General features: G+C 49.9%; 16 protein-coding genes and 1 tRNA gene. 10 read left to right on the top strand and 7 right to left on the bottom strand.

The window, feature by feature from the left end; genetic code table 11:
* Window positions 1–95 precede the first annotated feature (95 nt).
* Window positions 96–2414 carry an alpha-xylosidase gene (yicI, locus tag WB237_RS20130; protein WP_336215803.1) on the bottom strand — a complete coding sequence of 773 codons (2319 nt, stop codon included), beginning with the start codon at window positions 2412–2414 and terminating at the stop codon, window positions 96–98.
* Between the two features lie 12 nt (window positions 2415–2426).
* Complete coding sequence (locus WB237_RS20125) at window positions 2427–3818, bottom strand: glycoside-pentoside-hexuronide family transporter (RefSeq protein ID WP_336215800.1); 1392 nt, start codon at window positions 3816–3818, stop codon at window positions 2427–2429.
* Between the two features lie 289 nt (window positions 3819–4107).
* Here WB237_RS20125 and WB237_RS20120 point away from each other — a divergent pair.
* The 4 genes from WB237_RS20120 (at window position 4108) to WB237_RS20105 (ending at window position 7843) form a co-directional block, all read left to right on the top strand.
* A tRNA-Sec gene (locus tag WB237_RS20120) sits at window positions 4108–4202 on the top strand.
* A 161-nt stretch (window positions 4203–4363) separates the two neighbouring features.
* Window positions 4364–5542 (top strand): tyrosine-type recombinase/integrase, encoded by a 1179-nt coding sequence (locus WB237_RS20115; protein ID WP_252071691.1) that lies wholly within the window; start codon window positions 4364–4366, stop codon window positions 5540–5542.
* Between the two features lie 19 nt (window positions 5543–5561).
* Window positions 5562–7421 (top strand): DEAD/DEAH box helicase, encoded by a 1860-nt coding sequence (locus WB237_RS20110; protein ID WP_336215796.1) that lies wholly within the window; start codon window positions 5562–5564, stop codon window positions 7419–7421.
* Complete coding sequence (locus tag WB237_RS20105) at window positions 7418–7843, top strand: hypothetical protein (protein ID WP_241511071.1); 426 nt, start codon at window positions 7418–7420, stop codon at window positions 7841–7843. Before WB237_RS20110 ends, WB237_RS20105 begins: the two co-directional genes overlap by 4 nt.
* A gap of 331 nt (window positions 7844–8174) precedes the next feature.
* Here WB237_RS20105 and WB237_RS20100 read toward each other — a convergent pair whose 3' ends face one another.
* Genes WB237_RS20100 through WB237_RS20090 form a run of 3 tightly spaced genes read right to left on the bottom strand, consistent with a single transcriptional unit; the run spans window position 8175 to window position 9731 of the window.
* Window positions 8175–8738, bottom strand: coding sequence for a phage polarity suppression protein (locus WB237_RS20100; protein WP_336215792.1), 564 nt, complete (start codon window positions 8736–8738; stop codon window positions 8175–8177).
* 28 nt (window positions 8739–8766) lie between these two features.
* Entirely contained in the window at window positions 8767–8985 is a 219-nt protein-coding gene (locus WB237_RS20095; protein ID WP_045408790.1) for an ogr/Delta-like zinc finger family protein, read from the bottom strand.
* Between the two features lie 2 nt (window positions 8986–8987).
* Entirely contained in the window at window positions 8988–9731 is a 744-nt protein-coding gene (locus WB237_RS20090; protein ID WP_336215788.1) for a capsid protein, read from the bottom strand.
* Window positions 9732–10268: 537 nt separating this feature from the next.
* On the opposite strand from WB237_RS20090, the gene WB237_RS20085 reads away from it, so the two are divergent.
* From WB237_RS20085 to WB237_RS20060, 6 genes are all read left to right on the top strand, one after another.
* Window positions 10269–10535, top strand: coding sequence for a helix-turn-helix transcriptional regulator (locus WB237_RS20085; RefSeq protein ID WP_000556585.1), 267 nt, complete (start codon window positions 10269–10271; stop codon window positions 10533–10535).
* Window positions 10532–11083: a host cell division inhibitor Icd-like protein gene (locus WB237_RS20080; RefSeq protein ID WP_070533641.1), complete on the top strand. Its 552-nt coding sequence runs from the start codon at window positions 10532–10534 to the stop codon at window positions 11081–11083. The genes WB237_RS20085 and WB237_RS20080 overlap by 4 nt, the downstream gene beginning before the upstream one ends.
* Window positions 11080–11307 (top strand): hypothetical protein, encoded by a 228-nt coding sequence (locus tag WB237_RS20075; RefSeq protein WP_336215784.1) that lies wholly within the window; start codon window positions 11080–11082, stop codon window positions 11305–11307. Before WB237_RS20080 ends, WB237_RS20075 begins: the two co-directional genes overlap by 4 nt.
* Window positions 11304–11624 carry a DUF5375 domain-containing protein gene (locus tag WB237_RS20070; RefSeq protein ID WP_336215782.1) on the top strand — a complete coding sequence of 107 codons (321 nt, stop codon included), beginning with the start codon at window positions 11304–11306 and terminating at the stop codon, window positions 11622–11624. Before WB237_RS20075 ends, WB237_RS20070 begins: the two co-directional genes overlap by 4 nt.
* Window positions 11625–11637: 13 nt before the next feature.
* Window positions 11638–13971: a primase-helicase zinc-binding domain-containing protein gene (locus WB237_RS20065; protein ID WP_336215780.1), complete on the top strand. Its 2334-nt coding sequence runs from the start codon at window positions 11638–11640 to the stop codon at window positions 13969–13971.
* A gap of 493 nt (window positions 13972–14464) precedes the next feature.
* Window positions 14465–15277 carry a hypothetical protein gene (locus tag WB237_RS20060; protein WP_003844494.1) on the top strand — a complete coding sequence of 271 codons (813 nt, stop codon included), beginning with the start codon at window positions 14465–14467 and terminating at the stop codon, window positions 15275–15277.
* A gap of 142 nt (window positions 15278–15419) precedes the next feature.
* On the opposite strand, the gene WB237_RS20055 is transcribed toward WB237_RS20060, so the two are convergent.
* Window positions 15420–16223: a toll/interleukin-1 receptor domain-containing protein gene (locus WB237_RS20055; RefSeq protein WP_336215773.1), complete on the bottom strand. Its 804-nt coding sequence runs from the start codon at window positions 16221–16223 to the stop codon at window positions 15420–15422.
* Between the two features lie 23 nt (window positions 16224–16246).
* Complete coding sequence (locus tag WB237_RS20050) at window positions 16247–16438, bottom strand: toxin-antitoxin system HicB family antitoxin (RefSeq protein ID WP_032649915.1); 192 nt, start codon at window positions 16436–16438, stop codon at window positions 16247–16249.
* Window positions 16439–16560: the final 122 nt, after the last annotated feature.

The following is a 16560-nucleotide window of genomic DNA, read 5'->3' as shown; positions in this document are numbered from 1 at the left end:
TCCCTCTCCCTGTGGGAGAGGGTCAGGGTGAGGGCATCAGACCGCACAATTATCGTAGGCCCGGTAAGCGAAGCGCCACCGGGCATTTGTACGGCTCAGAGGTGAATCACCACCTCATTCCCCTCGGCTTTCACCACCACACCCCACTCGCTGCCTGCGTGTGAGCCGCCCTTCACGCCGCCCACCTTCTGCACGTTGCGCAAGCACACCGACCAGTTTTGAGCGTCTCCCGCGCCGGTAAAGGTTACGATATCGCCCAGACGTGATGCCTTCAGCGTAAACGCCACAGAGCCGTCCGCCGCAGGGACTTCGCTCACCGCCGTTGCGCCATCGTCCAGGTTAAACAGCTGGAAGGCTGTGCCCTCATGCCACGCGTAATCCGGCTTCTGGTTATTATTGCCCAGCGCCAGCAGTGTGTTATCGCGCACATACACTGGCAGGCTCATAAAATCGTGCTGCTGTTTATGCCAGCGGCTGCCCTGGATTTCATCGTTATGCCACAGATGCGACCAGCGTCCTTCCGGCAGATAAAACTGCACGTCACCCACTTCGGAGAACACCGGCGCAACCATCATGGAATCCCCCAGCATGTACTGACGGTCGAGATAATCGCACGCCGGATCGTCCGGGAACTCGAGCATCATTGCGCGCAGCATCGGCGTGCCGCACTCGCGCGCCAGCGCAGCCTGACGATACAGGTACGGCATCATCTGGCATTTCAGCTGCGTGAAATGTCGCACCACGTCGCAGGACTCGTCATCGTACGCCCACGGTACGCGGTAGGATTTGCTGCCGTGCAGGCGGCTGTGGCTGGAGAACAGCCCGAACGCGCACCAGCGTTTGTAGACGTGCACCGGGGCGGTGTTTTCGAACCCGCCGATATCGTGGCTCCAGAAGCCAAAGCCAGACAGACCAATCGACAGCCCACCGCGCAGGCTTTCTGCCATTGATTCATAGTTGGCGTAACAGTCACCGCCCCAGTGCACCGGGAACTGTTGCGCCCCCACAGAAGCAGAACGGGCAAACAGTACTGCCTCGTCTTCGCCGACGGTTTCTTTCAGTACGTTCCACACCAGTTCGTTATAGATGTAGGCGTAATGGTTGTGCATCTTCTGCGGATCGGAACCGTCGAACCACTGCACGTCGGTCGGGATACGCTCGCCGAAGTCAGTCTTGAAGCAATCCACGCCAATATCCACCAGGCCTTTCAGCTTGTCGGCGTACCATTTGCAGGCTTCCGGGTTGGTGAAGTCATAAATCGCCAGCCCCGGCTGCCATTTGTCCCACTGCCACAGGGAGCCATCCGGGCGCTGGAGCAGGTAACCCTTCTCTTTCAGTTCCTGGAAGATTGGGGATTTCTGGCCGATGTACGGGTTGATCCACACGCAAACCTTCAACCCTTTATCTTTCAGGCGACGGATCATCCCTTCAGGATCCGGGAAGGTCACCGGGTCCCACTCGAAATCGCACCACTGGAAGGCCTTCATCCAGAAGCAGTCGAAGTGGAAGACGTGTAGCGGCAGGTCGCGCTCGGCCATACCGTCGATAAAGCTGTTGACCGTGGCTTCGTCATAGTTGGTGGTGAACGAGGTGGTCAGCCACAGGCCGAACGACCACGCTGGCGGCAGCGCCGGACGCCCGGTGAACTGCGTGTAGCGGTTTAATACCTCTTTCGGCGTCGGGCCGTCGATCACGAAATATTCCAGATGCTCGCCTTCGACGCTGAACTGCACTTTGGAGACCTTCTCGGAGCCGACTTCAAACGAGACGTTTTCCGGGTGATTCACCAGCACGCCGTAGCCGCGGTTGGTTAGGTAGAACGGGATATTTTTGTAGGACTGCTCGGTGCTGGTACCGCCGTCGCGGTTCCAGGTTTCGACCGTCTGGCCGTTGCGCACCAGCGCGGTAAAGCGCTCGCCCAGACCGTAGACCGTTTCCCCCACGCCCAGATCCAGACGTTCGAAAATGTAATTGCGGTCGGTGTTGCTGTCCTGCACGTAGCCGTTGTTTTTCAGTTGGCTGCCGGTAATGCGCTGGCCGTTACGCAGGAAGTCCAGCGCCCAGAACTCGCCTTTGGTGACGCGCACGCTGACGCTGCCGCTTTTCAGCTCGGCAAACTCGGCGTTGTTTTCAATCTCTACCTTCACGTCTTTCAGAACGTTCAGCGGATAGTGCGGGCCGTTATTCAGCGCGCCCTGGAAGTGCTCGATACGCACCCCAACGATCCCTTCCTGCGGGGCAAACAGGCGCACCGTGAACATCAACGTGTCGAGCTGCCAGGTGCGCTCGCGCACGTCGCGCGGCGCCACATACACCACCAGGTCATTGCCCTGTTGTTCCACATCGAATACCTGAACCGGGTAAGTCACATTCAGGCCCGGTTGAATAAGCCAGTTTCCATCACTGATTTTCATCTTATCGTCCTCTTAGTTCTGCAATTCTTTGCTGACCGGCAGGTTCTCAAACTCCTGCTGATTACGGCGCGCGCCCTGCGCTAGCTCGCGCAGGATTTTGGTCAGGAAGGGGGTTTTCAGCGTGTAGTAGCGTTTGGCGATAATGGCGCTCAGCACGTAGCAGATCGCCGGTGCCAGGGTAAACAGGCCGATAATGATGCTGATGGTCGCGCTGTTCTGGGTTTTGGCTGCGGCATCGTAGCCACCGCCCGCCAGCATCCAGCCGATCATCGCCCCGCCCAGGGCCAGGCCGAGCTTCAGCACGAACAGCGTGCCCGCAAAGCTGATGCCGGTAAGACGTTTGCCGTTGGTCCATTCGCCGTAGTCGACGGTATCGGACATCATTACCCACTGAATCGGCGTCACCAGCTGGTGCAGCACGCCGATAACGAAGATGAAGCCGAACATCAGGACGGTGGCATGCATCGGCACGAAGAACATCGCCACGCTGACCACCGCCAGCGCGGCGTTAGTCCACCAGAAGATGCTGACCTTGCATTTCCAATCCGTGAGCGGTTTGGCGAGCGCAGAGCCAATCAGGTTGCCGACGCAATAGGTGGTGAGGAACGCGACGAAAATTTCCGGTGAACCCATGATCCAGGTGCAGTAGTACATCATCGCCCCGCCGCGCACGCAGACGGCGAGGATGTTGAGGATGGTGAGCACACCAACGATACGCCACTGGTCGTTTTGCCAGATATCACGCAGGTCTTCACGCATGGAGGTGGTGCTCGGCGGCACCTGAATGCGCTCTTTGGTGGTGAAGAAGCAGAACGCCAGCATCAGGAACGCGACAACCGACAGCACGGCGATCCCGCCCTGGAATCCAAAGGCTTTGTCGTCGCCACCAATCAGGTTCACCAGCGGCATCATCAGCACCGTGGAGAGCATTCCGCCCGCGGTCGCCAGCACAAAGCGCCAGGACTGAAGGGAGATACGCTGCGTCGGGTCATTGGTGATCACGCCGCCCAGCGCGCAGTAGGGGATGTTGACGACGGTATAGAGCAGGGTCAGCAGGGTGTAAGTAACGGCGGCGTAGACCATTTTACCGTTGAGGCTGAGGTCCGGCGTGGTGTAGGCCAGCACGCAGACGATGCCGAACGGGATGGCACCAAACAAAATCCACGGACGGAACTTGCCCCAGCGGCTGCGGGTGCGGTCGGCAATCAGCCCCATGCACGGGTCGGAGATCGCATCCAGCGCGCGCGCCAGCAGGAACATGGTGCCGACAAACCCGGCGGGAATGCCGAAAATATCGGTGTAGAAAAACATCATGTACAGCATGACGTTATCAAAAATGATGTGGCTGGCGGCGTCTCCCATGCCGTAGCCAATCTTCTCTTTTACTGACAATACTTCGCTCATCTTTTTTATCCTTCACGCTGTAGGGGGCGCTGAGACCGGTTGCATTGGTTTTAAACCATTGTTTCAAAGGCGGGTATTGCGTTTTCTGGTTAACAGATTACGTTTCTTGTTTTTTGTGATCGCGGTAAATGTCGGGGAGAGCGGAGGGCTAACATGAGGATTTTCTTAGGAATTAACTGAAATGACCCGGTACAGGTCAAAAGAGAGGTGAAAAAAGTGTGTAGGGGTATGTGGTAAATGCCTGAAAGTAGCTATAATGCGCCCCGCCTCCATGTAGCAATGCAGGCGCGGAAGATCGTCATCTCCGGTGAGGTGGCTGGACTTCAAATCCAGTTGGGGACGCCAGCGTTCCCGGGCAGGTTCGACTCCTGTGATCTTCCGCCAAAGTTCCTCTGCCACCATCCAAGATTGTCTAAAAACTCTTTATTTTAAATATAGTTAGTAAATCACTCATCCGTAACTGTCCGACAAGTTCTCCCTGAATCCGTGAAAAATATGTATAGTGATGTGTATAGATTTTTTATACACATTTTTGACTTATACACATGCCACTAACAGACATACAAATTAAACGCGCAAAGCCCCAAGACAAGCCCTACACATTGAACGATGGACAAGGCCTATCACTACTCATCAATCCAGACGGCTCAAAGGGCTGGCGCTTCCGCTTTCGTTTTGCCGGTAAAGCACGGCTAATGTCATTTGGCAGCTACGACCTTGTGAGCCTCGCAGAAGCACGTGAGAAACGCGATACAGCTCGTAAGCAGGTAGCAAACGGCATAGACCCAGTGGAAGAACGTAAAGCCCAAAAGCTGGCACAGCAACTCTCAACAGAGAACTCATTCGAAGCCGTATGTAGAGAATGGCACACTAACAAAGCTGACCGCTGGACAGTGGCCTATCGCGAAGAAATTATTAAAACATTTGAGCAAGATGTGTTCCCGTTCATTGGTAAACGCCCTATCAATGAAATCAAGCCGTTAGAACTGCTTGAAGTATTGCGACGAATAGAGAAGCGTGGAGCACTAGAGAAGACCAGAAAAGTGCGGCAAAGGTGCGGTGAGGTCTATCGCTATGCGATCATAACTGGTCGCGCTGAATACAATCCAGCGCCTGATTTAGCTATCGCTCTGGCCGTTCCTAAGCAAAAACACCATCCTTTTTTATCTGCTGAAGAGCTGCCTCATTTCATTCGGGATTTGGAAGCATACACCGGCAGCATCATCACCAAAAATGCTACAAAGATAGTCATGCTAACTGGTGTAAGAACGCAGGAGATGCGCTTTGCTACGTGGGAAGAGGTTGATTTGGATAAGGGGGTTTGGGAGATACCAGCAGAACGAATGAAGATGCGCCGACCTCATTTAGTACCCCTTTCATCACAGGTAATCGATTTGTTTCAACAGCTAAAACCCATCACTGGTCACTATCCCTACATTTTTATTGGACGGAATAACCGTAAAAAGCCTATAAGTAAGGAAAGCGTCAACCAAGTTATTGAGTTGTTGGGTTATAAAGGGAGAGCTACTGGACATGGTTTCAGGCACACAATGTCAACGATACTGCATGAAGAGGGTTTCGATAGTGCATGGATCGAGACACAACTCGCCCATGTGGATAAAAACAGCATTCGTGGCGTCTATAACCATGCTCAGTATATGGATGGTAGAAATCGGATGCTTCAATTCTATGCAGACCAACTTTATCCCCGCAAAGGTTACTAACTAATTAAGGACAATTGTAATGTCTTACTTTTTAAACACAGCGGTAAACATTGAAGGTAATACAAAACTTAGAGCCCCACAAATTGAAGCTTATATAAAAATAAAAGAATTCTTCAGTGATGAAGAAAATAAAGAGGCGCTGGTAGTTTTGCCAACAGGTACAGGTAAAAGTGGTTTAATATCAATAGCTCCATTTGGCGTTGCTCGTAAAAGAGTCCTAATAATTACTCCTGGACTTATTACAAAAGACAGCATAAGAAAAACACAAGAGGTTCTTGCTGATAACTTCTGGGTTAATTTTGATATTGTTTTCAGCAGTAAAGATATTCCTGTAGTCAATGAGTATCTGGCTGAGTTATCCGATGAACATCTGTTAAGTAGCCATATTGTTTACTCTAATATTCAAAAAATAACTTCTACAAGGGGTAATGGATTAATTAACAGAGTACCTCCAGATTTCTTTGATTTTATTATTATAGATGAAGCCCATCATGCACCCGCACAAAGTTGGCGTGATACTCTTCATTATTTTTCAAATGCAAAAATACTACATGTTACCGGAACACCTTACAGAGGCGACAATCAGGAAATTCCAGGTGTAAAAATTCACGAAACACCTTTATCTGAGGTTATGAGAGATAAATATGTTAAGTGGCTTAGAAAAGAAACTGTAAATGCGCATGAGCTGTTTTTTACAACACCGGAACAACCGGGAGTAAAACTATCTAAAGAACAAATATTAATGTTCAAAGATAAAGAATGGATTGAAAAAAGCATTGCTCTTTCTAAAGAATGCTCGTTAGATGTTATTGACCATAGTATTACGAAACTTAAAGAGCTAAAAAACACTTCGCAAAAAATTCCTCATAAAATTTTAGCCGTGGGTTGTAGTATCGCGCACGCAGAAGATTTATTTAATTGGTACAAAGATAAGGGTATGACTTCTGTCATAGTACACAGCGAAATGGATCCGAGTGATCTTTCTGATGCTTTGATGAAAGTCGATAATCATCAATGTGATGTAGTCATTTCCGTAAATATGCTAATGGAAGGTTACGACCATAAATATCTCACCATTCTAGCAATATTTCGTCCTTATCGAAGCCTGAATGCCTTCGCCCAAGTTGTCGGGAGAATATTGAGAGCTATACCTGCAAATGAAATCACACATTTCGAAATTGATAATAATGGCTTAGTAATCTTTCATGAGGAAATAGGTCTAAACGTCATGTGGGAAAGTTTCCAAAAGGAGGTGGAGAAAGCTCGCAGGGCAACTGTTCGAGAATATACGTTCACCGATAGAGATTATGTCGAAAGAGGAAACGAATTGGCAGGGGTCGAAAGTGAAAGCGTATATGTCAGTGATAAGGATTCTTACTTAAATGACATTGATTTTAATGCATTATTCGAACAAAAACGACATGAGATAAGTGACTCAGTAAATCAGCAAATAGAAAAAATTAGGCAAGCAGGAGTAGATTTACCCGAAGATGCATTGGAAGAATTGCGCCAGAAATTAGCAGAAAAAGAAGTTCAGAAAGCTGCTGAAGTTATTGATCCTGAATTAATTGAGAAAAGACCTCACCAAGCAAGAAAATTAATGAGGGAAATCCTAAAAACCCGCACTCAGGATGCGGTTTCTAATTTACTGATTGATAATGGTATTAATGAGAAAAGCTCAGAACTTTATGCTCTTTTCAATCGTCACGTGCCTTATTTAAAGACAACTGACGCTAATGATGGTATATTAGTACGATATGTGTTTATAAAACTAGCCAAAGCTTATGGCCCAGTTGATAAGCGAGATAACAAGGCCCTTCTCCAGTCGATTAATGACTTAGATAAGGTTCTCGCAGAAGTTGAGAGGATGATTAAATGACAAACTATACTCAAATCATGAAAGAGATTAATAAAATAATTTCCTTTTGCATGGTAAAAGGGGTTCAGCCTCATGAGTTAGTTACATCGATTTTTGAACGTGAATATCAACATATCGAAACTTACAAGAAAGGTGAGTTAATTCATTTCATTTTAACTTATTCAGACATTCATGATGATGGTGTCAATTTAATTAAGATGAAATATGTTTATAACGATAAACAACAATTGCTATCGATTGCTCAAAAAATTGATTCCTCAAGCTATAAGATCCAATGGGATCGCAGTGAAAAGCTTGATGCGCTGCTCAGTAACTTAGCATCGCAATTACCTCAGAACAGCTCGGTTATCAGTCGGCTTAGAGAAGCAATTCCTGACGATTATAAAACTGTTTTTTATCCAATTCTGAAAGTTGCCTGTTAATACCTTCTCATCAAAGCCGCCAGCAGGCGGCTTTTTCATACCCTGCCACCATAGCGCCTCACTTCCCCACACACGCCCGAGCACAAACGACGCGCTCTGACGATAATTTATTAATATTAAACACTACTGCTGGCGCGCAATGCTCTCCCCGCCCCGCCTGCCCGCTTAAGGGGGCGCTTTTAATGCAGGTGCATGACCGGCCTCTGAGCTCGTCAGTGCTGGTGCTGGCGGGGGATTCAGTGTCGGTAAAACGCATGCAAAACCATGCACCTTATGCATGCATGGCTTTTTTACGTAAAAATGGCGGGATTTTCAGGGATTTTTGAAAGGACTACTGCGCAGCCAGTTCTGCACGGCGGCGGGTGTAATTCAGGTTCTGTGCAGGTGTGAATTTTTCACGACTATCATCGCGCGAGGCCGCGTCAGGCCTGAATCCAATGGCCGTTAAAATTTCATGATCCTGCACCGAATAATTAATTTTTTCTCCGGCGGCCAGCCAGACCTGTAGCGCCTCACGCAGATAGTCGACCGAGTGCTGCATGGCGCAGCGCTGAACGGCGGAATGTCGCCCGGAATAATTCATCAGCTCCGGGGCGAGGGCAGCGGCCAGCTCCGCGCCGTGAGCCTGCATAAAATCATTTAATCGGTCGCGGATGCTGATGCGCTGCACCTCCTCATGCGAGCGGATATAACGCCCGGCAGCCTGGTTAATTTCCCACTTTTTCACGTCAATAATTTCACGCAGCGTTTGCAGGCTCCGGCCGCTGTGGCCGCTGCCGGCAAGCTGTTCGCGGTATGCCTGTTCGGCCTGCGTCAGTTCTTCCCTGCGTTGCAGCCAGGCGGATTTGCTTGCCTGACAGGCCTCAAAGGCTTTCTGTAGCGTCAGTGTGGTCACGTAAGTTTCTCCTGATGACTGGTCGTGCTTACGCACCGGCACGGTTAACGGTGGCTGCCGGTTCGGATGCAGGAATGACCGGCTCTGTCGGCGGCGAACAGATAATCCCGTCAACGGATTCAAGCGTGCGGAAAGTTGCCGAGCACTCGATATTCACGCACTGGTGATAGCGCTGTTTAACGTTCTCTGACAGATAACGACTGGTGCGGGCGTGTGCACTGGTTTTGCAAAACGGACAGTGAAACATACTTATGCCTCCGCCTTAGTGCCGTCATTTTCAGACAGCTTTCTGGCGAGCTTCATTCTCTTCGCCGGGCTGCGTAACAGCTCCATATCCACACCGGTAATCTGCGGCTGGTGCATGCCCGTCACGGCGAGTACCGGCTCCTGCTTCATATCGAAGTGATACAGACTGCCCTGACGGTTGAGGGCATCGCGCAGCTCGCCGATGACCACGGACTGCGGTGCACTGTCACCCTTCATTTCGAGCGCGCGAATGCGCAACAGGAAAGCACGTATGAGCGCGACGGGGAGCGTGTTGACCACCTGAGCCCATTCCGCACCGGCATAAGCGGTAAAGGCATCTTCATGCGCTGACAGGTATTTACTGGCGGTGGAGCAGGCATTCAGCATGGCGCGTGTCCGGTCGGTCTCCAGCTCCGCAATCAGGCCGGTGAACTCGTCGGCCAGCTCGCGACTGGCGATACGCTTGCTGTGCTCAGCTTTCATTTCAGGGGTGAGATTGCCGCGCAGAGTTCGGAAGCGACTGCGCCAGTCCTGCTCCGCCTCTGCACTCTCACTTAGGGCGGTCTGCCGCTCCTGCTTACAGCGTTCAATGGACGTATCAATTTCTTTCAGTTCCTTCATGCTGGCCGCATGTGTGTTTCTGGCCGCAGTGAATGCGCTCAGCTTGTCTGTGATGAGCTGGCAGCTCTCTGCGGACTGTTGGGCGGCTACATTCTGCAGGGGGGTAATGACTGTTTCGGGTTTCATGTTCAGGCTCTCCGTGTGTTCAACCTGAAATGATTCTGCCCTTCATCACACAACATCTCGATTGATTGCAGTTGTGGCAGTTCTGGCACAAACAGCACTCAAAACCCGGCTTGCCAGAGAAAGGTCTCAGCAAAACCTTGCTCATCGTTTGTTTTTTTACTTATAACTATTCACCACTGTTCACCTTAAATAAAAATATAAGCAATACAGTAAGATAAAGGGTGAACAGTTGACGACATGACTGTTCACCGTCTGTTCACCACTGTTCACCCTTCTGTTTTGATCTGTCTATACCACTTAGACTTTATTTCGATTAAAAATGAAAAATGTATAACTAAAAGCAATAGAAATTGCTGCATTGTAATGCAGTGATTTGCATATGTTTGCCAGCGTTTTCCTTTGTTTGCCATAGCGAAAAGTCAATGTTTGTTTCCCCAAAAATCTCACATGACCTGAGGAAAAATATAGACATAATAAGGAGCTACCCGAAGCCGGACGGACATGACCGGCACTGTATGGACATTATGAGGTAGCCCGATGCACACCGCTTTTTCTTCCCCGTCTTCTGCCCCTGCCGCGCCGCTGATGCCGGTCTCTGATGCCGTTCACGAACGCTTTATCCGCCTGCCTGAAGTGATGCACCTGTGCGGTCTGTCGCGGTCGACCATTTACGACCTCATCAGCCGGGAGGCTTTTCCGAAACAAATCAGCCTGGGCGGTAAAAACGTGGCGTGGGCGCAGTCTGAAATTACGGCATGGATGGCGGATCGCATTGCCGAACGTAACCGGGGCTATGACGCATGATGATGACCGTTCAGCAAACAGCCCCTTTTTCTGGCTTGCTTCTTTTCGCCGTTTCCAGGTATAGTTTTCCCGCTGTCGCAAAATCGGCAGCCGGGATTTGCAGCCCGTGTAACTCAATGGCGACACCGGACGCGCCATGCGTCTTTTTTTTCGTCGTAGCTCAGACACACCCATTTTTCGGGCTGTGGTGTTTACACCGTGGCTCCTGTCAGATAATGGTGGTTCGGGCGGGGCAGCCTTCGGGCTGGCCGGTATCCATTGAGGCCGGTACTGCAAACCCTGTCCGGGCCACCACCCATGAGATTTGCAGCTCCGGTGGTGGCGATAACCGCTACTCAATGGAGGTTGCCCTTATGGCTACGACCCTCACCCCGTCACACCCGCAGTTTGTTTTTGTGTTTGCCGCCGTTCGTCGTGCAGACCGTAAACCCCGCATTTGTATGCTTCGCACCGTTGCTGGTGATGAACACGCCGCACGCCTTTCTCTTGTTCGCGATTACGTCCTCTCGTTTGCCGGCCGTCTGCCGGTTGCGGAGGTGCGCGCATGAGACACACCACCATTACCGCCCGTGACCTCGAATGCCTTGAGCACATGCGCAACGTCGGTCAGCTCGTCAATGAGCTGATGCAGGTGCAGGACTGCGCCAACGTTCGTCGTGACCCTGCGCAGCAGTTACAGCTCACCTCCGTGATTTACCTCATGACCGCCCAGCTCGACGGCGTGGTCGAACGCTGCAATCAGCGCTGGCTGACCGGGGAGGGCAACGTATGAAAAAGCCATTACCGCCCGTATTACGCGCCGCGCTGTATCGTCGCGCCGTGGCCTGTGCATGGCTGACGGTATGCAAGCGTCAGCGCCGCTACCCAAACCTCACCCTCGACGCGCTGGAAAGTGCGATTGCCGACGAGCTGGAGGGCTTCTACCTGCGCCAGCACGGCGAGGAAAAAGGCCGTCAGATTGCCTGTGCACTGCTGGAAGATTTGATGGAAGACGGACCACTCAAGGCCGCGCCCTCACTGTCCTTTCTCGGGCTCGCAGTGATGGATGAACTCTGCGCCCGTCACATTCAATCGCCTGTTGTGCACTGAGGGAGAAAAAAAGATGAAAATGAACGTAACGGAAACCGTAAAACAGGCGTGCGGCCACTGGCCGCACATTCTCCCGGCGCTGGGTGTGAAGGTCATTAAAAACCGCCATCAGGCCTGTCCGGTATGCGGTGGCTCTGACCGTTTCCGCTTTGACGATAAAGAGGGGCGCGGAACGTGGTTCTGTAACCAGTGCGGTGCGGGTGACGGGCTTAAGCTGGTCGAAAAGGTGTTCGGCGTGAACGCATCAGAGGCTGCCGGGAAGGTGAACGCCGTGACCGGCAACCTGCCGCCGGTTGCCCCGGAGGTGATTGTGGCCGCAGAAGCTGAAACCGATGCTGACCGTAAAGCGGCGGCCGCGCTGGCCGTCAGGCTCATGGAGAAAACCCGACCGGAAACCGGCAACGCCTACCTCACCCGCAAGGGCTTCCCCGACCGGGAATGTCCGGTACTGACGTCCATGCATAAAACCGGCGGCGTGACGTTCCGCGCCGGTGATGTGGTCGTCCCGCTGTATGACGATTCCGGTACGCTGGTTAACCTTCAGCTTATCAATTCTGAGGGTCTCAAACGCACCCTGAAAGGCGGGGCGGTAAAAGGAGCGTGCCACACCATCGAAGGGAAAAAACAGGCCGGAAAACGCCTGTGGATTGCAGAGGGCTATGCGACCGCGCTCACCGTGCATCACCTGACCGGTGAAACCGTCATGGTGGCGCTGTCGTCCGTGAACCTCCTTTCTCTGGCGAGCCTTGTCCGTCAGAAACACCCGGCCTGTCAGATTGTCCTCGCCGCCGACCGTGACCTGAGCGGCGATGGTCAGAGTAAAGCCGCTGCGGCCGCAGACGCCTGTGAGGGCGTTGTTGCCCTGCCTCCGGTGTTCGGTGACTGGAATGATACGTTTATGCAGCACGGCGGGGAGGCCACGCGAAAAGCGATATATGACGCCATCCGGCCACCGGCGCAAAGTCCGTTCGACATCATGAGCGAGGCGGAATTTACCGCCATGAGCGCCAGCGACAAGGCCTGGCGGGTGCATGAGCATTACGGCGAAGCGCTGGCGGTGGATGCGAACGGCCAGCTCCTGTCCCGTTATGAAGCAGGGATATGGAAAGTCGTTCAGCCGTCCAGTTTCGAACGCGACGTAGCCGGGCTTTTCCAGCGCCTGCGCGCCCCGTTCTCGTCGGGGAGAATCACCTCAGTGGTGGAGACGCTGAAGCTGATTATTCCTCAGCAGGCCGCACCGGCACGCCGTCTGATTGGCTTTCGCAACGGGGTACTCGATACCCAAAGCGGCCTGTTCAGTCCACATCATAAATCGCACTGGCTGCGTACGCTGTGCGACGTGGATTTTACCCCGCCGGTGGAAGGCGAAATGCTGGAGACTCACGCGCCGAACTTCTGGCGCTGGCTCGACCGTGCTGCCGGTAGCAGACCAGAAAAACGCGACGTAATTCTGGCCGCGCTGTTTATGGTGCTGGCGAACCGTTACGACTGGCAGCTCTTTCTCGAAGTCACCGGTCCCGGCGGGAGCGGGAAAAGTATTCTCGCCGAAATAGCGACCCTGCTCGCCGGGGAGGATAACGCCACGTCGGCCGACATCGACACGCTGGAAGACCCGCGCAAGCGTGCATCCCTGATTGGCTTCTCGCTGATACGTCTGCCTGACCAGGAAAAATGGAGCGGTGACGGTGCAGGACTCAAGGCCATCACCGGCGGCGATGCAGTTTCAGTTGACCCGAAATACCAGAACCCGTACTCAACACATATTCCGGCGGTGATTCTGGCTGTGAACAATAATCCGATGCGCTTCACCGACCGCAGCGGAGGCGTCTCCCGTCGACGGGTGATTATTCATTTCCCGGAGCAGATTGCACCGGAAGAACGCGACCCGCAGCTCAGGGATAAAATTGCACGCGAGCTGGCCGTTATTGTGCGCCAGCTTATGCAGAAATTCAGCGACCCGATGGCCGCGCGCGCACTGCTCCAGTCGCAGCAGAACTCCGACGAGGCGCTCAGCATCAAGCGTGACGCTGACCCGACGTTTGATTTTTGCGGCTATCTGGAAATGCTGCCGCAGACCAACGGGATGTTTATGGGTAATGCCAGCATCGTCCCGCGTAATTACCGTAAATATCTCTATCACGCGTATCTGGCCTATATGGAGGCCAACGGGTACAGAAACGTGCTCAGCCTGAAAATGTTCGGGCTGGGGCTGCCTATGATGCTGAAAGAGTACGGCCTGAATTATGAAAAGCGGCACACAAAGCAGGGGATACAAACTAACCTGTCGCTGAAAGAAGAAAGCTACGGCGACTGGCTGCCGAAATGCGATGACCCTGCAGCGACATAACCAACTCCAGACCGGCAACAGCCGGTCTTTTCCTTTCTGGCCATTTTCATAGGGTGAACAATCCACTGTTCACCCTTCACCGTATATTCACCCTGTATCACCATGAAATTATTAATAAAAAACCAGAGGTGGACAGTGTGAACAGTCAAACCCAAAAAAATTTTTTTATCCCCCCGCGCATCACCTGACCGGACTCATCCAGACGATCAAAAATCACAAAGGTGAAGAGTCGACTGTTCACTCTTCACCAACTATTCATCACTTATCGCTATGATATTAAAAAGAAAAATGGCAAGGTGAACAGTGTGAACAGTTAAATGCAAAAAAACTTTTTTGTAGTTATAGTCGAAACTAGCGCTTAAATGGAAAGTACTGCGTGCCCATAGTAACTAAAATGTTAATCCTTGATAGAAATCTCAAAAATCGATTCATCCTTATGTTAAACAAGCATATATTTTAAGTATTATCATGCAACATATAAGGAATCATTCAGATGGATGATGATAATTTCGATATTATTGACTTTAGAAATGAAATAGATAGTTTAAATCCTTCTAATAAAAAAAGATTAGCAGAACAGTTCGCTCTTGCAGCATTAGGGAGCATACCTTGGATTGGAGGTTTTTTAGGTGCTATTGCAAATTTTAAAAGCGAAGAAGGCAATATAAAATTAAACTCATTACAAACAAAGTGGCTTGAAGAACATCATAAAAAACTAGAAAATTTAAATTCAACTTTAAATGTTATAGCAAAGAGATTTGAACAACTAGGCGAGGATATCAATGAAAGACTTGAGTCTGAGGAGTATCTTGATTTAGTCCGCAAAAGTTTTCGTGTATGGAATGATGCTGATACACAAGAAAAAAGACAGCTAGTCTCTAATATGATAACTAATGCTGTCAGTTCTAAAATATGTTCTGATGATATTATTCGTTTATTTATAGATTGGCTTAATATTTATCACGAAGTGCATTTTCAAGTCATCAGAATTATTTATCAAAATCCAGGCGTAACCCGTTATGAAATATGGATGGAATTGCATGAAATAATTCCGCGCGAAGATTCGGCTGAGGCTGATCTCTACAAAATGTTAATTAGAGATCTGTCAACAGGTGGAGTGATTAGGCAAGCACGTAATACCACAGAAGATGGTCAGTTCTTAAAACAAAGACATGCCCCGCAAGCCAAGCGTGGCACATCAACGCTTGAGTCTGCTTTCGAGAACACAAAATCTTATGTACTGACCGAACTAGGAAAGCAATTTGTGCACTATACAATGAATGAAGTAGTGACCAAGCTGGATTGAGCCGGAGTTAAATTGCTATACACTGTGCCACAGCACATGTGTATAGCAATGCGTATAAAAACATCATAGTACAGTAAAAATAACAATATAAAACATGAAGTTACAACTCAACATTGACTCCTGTGATCTTCCGCCAAAAGTTTCATTTCTTTTTATACAAAGTTGCGAGTGCTGCTAACAGGTCCCGTAATCCAGTATTGAAATCCTTTCTAAAATCCGCGTATTTTTTTGTTTTTAATAATTCAGGTATTTTGCAATCCTTTAAAAGCAAAGGAAGTACATGAATACGATCATGTTGAATTTCATTCCAATATTTTGTTTGCCATTCTCTTTCTACCCATTTTGATGAAACAGCATTTTCTGAAAGGATAACAATTACAAAATCAGCTTCTTCTAATCCGTCAGAGATTCGTTCGGGAATGCTTTCCCCTACTTTTATGTCCCATTCATCCAACCAAGGAACATATCCATTTGCTTCAAGGTCCATACATAACATCTTTGCAAATGGTTTATCCAATGATGAATGAGAGATGAAAATTTTTGCCCCGCTAGGTTTACTCATATATCGCTGCTCCACAATTTGATCCAGAAGAGTAGTTTCAATGTAATGTAATTCTGAAAAATAACTGCACAATTTCTTATAAGATATTTTATTGTATGGGGAGCATAGTTTAGTAAGCTCAGTTTTACGAATTACTAAATCGTGCATTGATGCATATTCTAAATCATCATAAGAGATATCATAATGCTCAGTCGCTAGAGAAAAATGACCAAAATATACTATAGCGACATGGATTACACCTTCTATTTTTTCATCATCATTTTCTTCATCCCATTCATAGTTTTCTGGAAAAAGAGAATCATCATCATCGTAATAACCAATACGTCCTTTAAATTTTCCAGATATTACTTTAACGGTACCATATCGATTCATTTCTTTAGGCATGGCTGAATCCTATATTCATAATATTAACCCTTAGGTTCAATTTTCCTTAATCGCAAAGCCTCCCTCGCCAGCTCCTTCAACCAACTGGCGAGACTCACCCCTTCTTCAGCCGCCACAGCATCCAGTTGTTCCTTCAATGCCGGATCAATACGCATTTTAAACTGCGGTGACTGCCCGCCACCTTTTGGTTTTTTTTCGCGCGATATGATTGACATGAGGCCACCTATCCATCTACTCTGATACATATAGGAGGCCACCTAAACCTCCTGTACTAGCAACGCCCCGATGTGCGGGAACACAAACGGAGCGTCTAACCTCACCAACTATCAAGGAGTTG

Source organism: Enterobacter sp. P82 (assembly GCF_037053385.1).
Lineage (GTDB): Bacteria > Pseudomonadota > Gammaproteobacteria > Enterobacterales > Enterobacteriaceae > Enterobacter.
The sequence above is the reverse complement of the archived record's forward strand: the minus strand, read 5'-3'. Positions and strand labels throughout refer to the sequence as shown.

Bases quoted from the DNA above. Each gene is read 5' to 3' on its own strand.
- yicI (WP_336215803.1), bottom strand. From the start codon at position 2,414: ATGAAAATCAGTGATGGAAACTGGCTTATTCAACCGGGCCTGAATGTG.
- WB237_RS20125 (WP_336215800.1), bottom strand. From the start codon at position 3,818: ATGAGCGAAGTATTGTCAGTAAAAGAGAAGATTGGCTACGGCATGGGA.
- WB237_RS20115 (WP_252071691.1), top strand. From the start codon at position 4,364: ATGCCACTAACAGACATACAAATTAAACGCGCAAAGCCCCAAGACAAG.
- WB237_RS20110 (WP_336215796.1), top strand. From the start codon at position 5,562: ATGTCTTACTTTTTAAACACAGCGGTAAACATTGAAGGTAATACAAAA.
- WB237_RS20105 (WP_241511071.1), top strand. From the start codon at position 7,418: ATGACAAACTATACTCAAATCATGAAAGAGATTAATAAAATAATTTCC.
- WB237_RS20095 (WP_045408790.1), bottom strand. From the start codon at position 8,985: ATGTTTCACTGTCCGTTTTGCAAAACCAGTGCACACGCCCGCACCAGT.
- WB237_RS20090 (WP_336215788.1), bottom strand. From the start codon at position 9,731: ATGAAACCCGAAACAGTCATTACCCCCCTGCAGAATGTAGCCGCCCAA.
- WB237_RS20085 (WP_000556585.1), top strand. From the start codon at position 10,269: ATGCACACCGCTTTTTCTTCCCCGTCTTCTGCCCCTGCCGCGCCGCTG.
- WB237_RS20080 (WP_070533641.1), top strand. From the start codon at position 10,532: ATGATGATGACCGTTCAGCAAACAGCCCCTTTTTCTGGCTTGCTTCTT.
- WB237_RS20075 (WP_336215784.1), top strand. From the start codon at position 11,080: ATGAGACACACCACCATTACCGCCCGTGACCTCGAATGCCTTGAGCAC.
- WB237_RS20070 (WP_336215782.1), top strand. From the start codon at position 11,304: ATGAAAAAGCCATTACCGCCCGTATTACGCGCCGCGCTGTATCGTCGC.
- WB237_RS20065 (WP_336215780.1), top strand. From the start codon at position 11,638: ATGAAAATGAACGTAACGGAAACCGTAAAACAGGCGTGCGGCCACTGG.
- WB237_RS20060 (WP_003844494.1), top strand. From the start codon at position 14,465: ATGGATGATGATAATTTCGATATTATTGACTTTAGAAATGAAATAGAT.
- WB237_RS20055 (WP_336215773.1), bottom strand. From the start codon at position 16,223: ATGCCTAAAGAAATGAATCGATATGGTACCGTTAAAGTAATATCTGGA.
- WB237_RS20050 (WP_032649915.1), bottom strand. From the start codon at position 16,438: ATGTCAATCATATCGCGCGAAAAAAAACCAAAAGGTGGCGGGCAGTCA.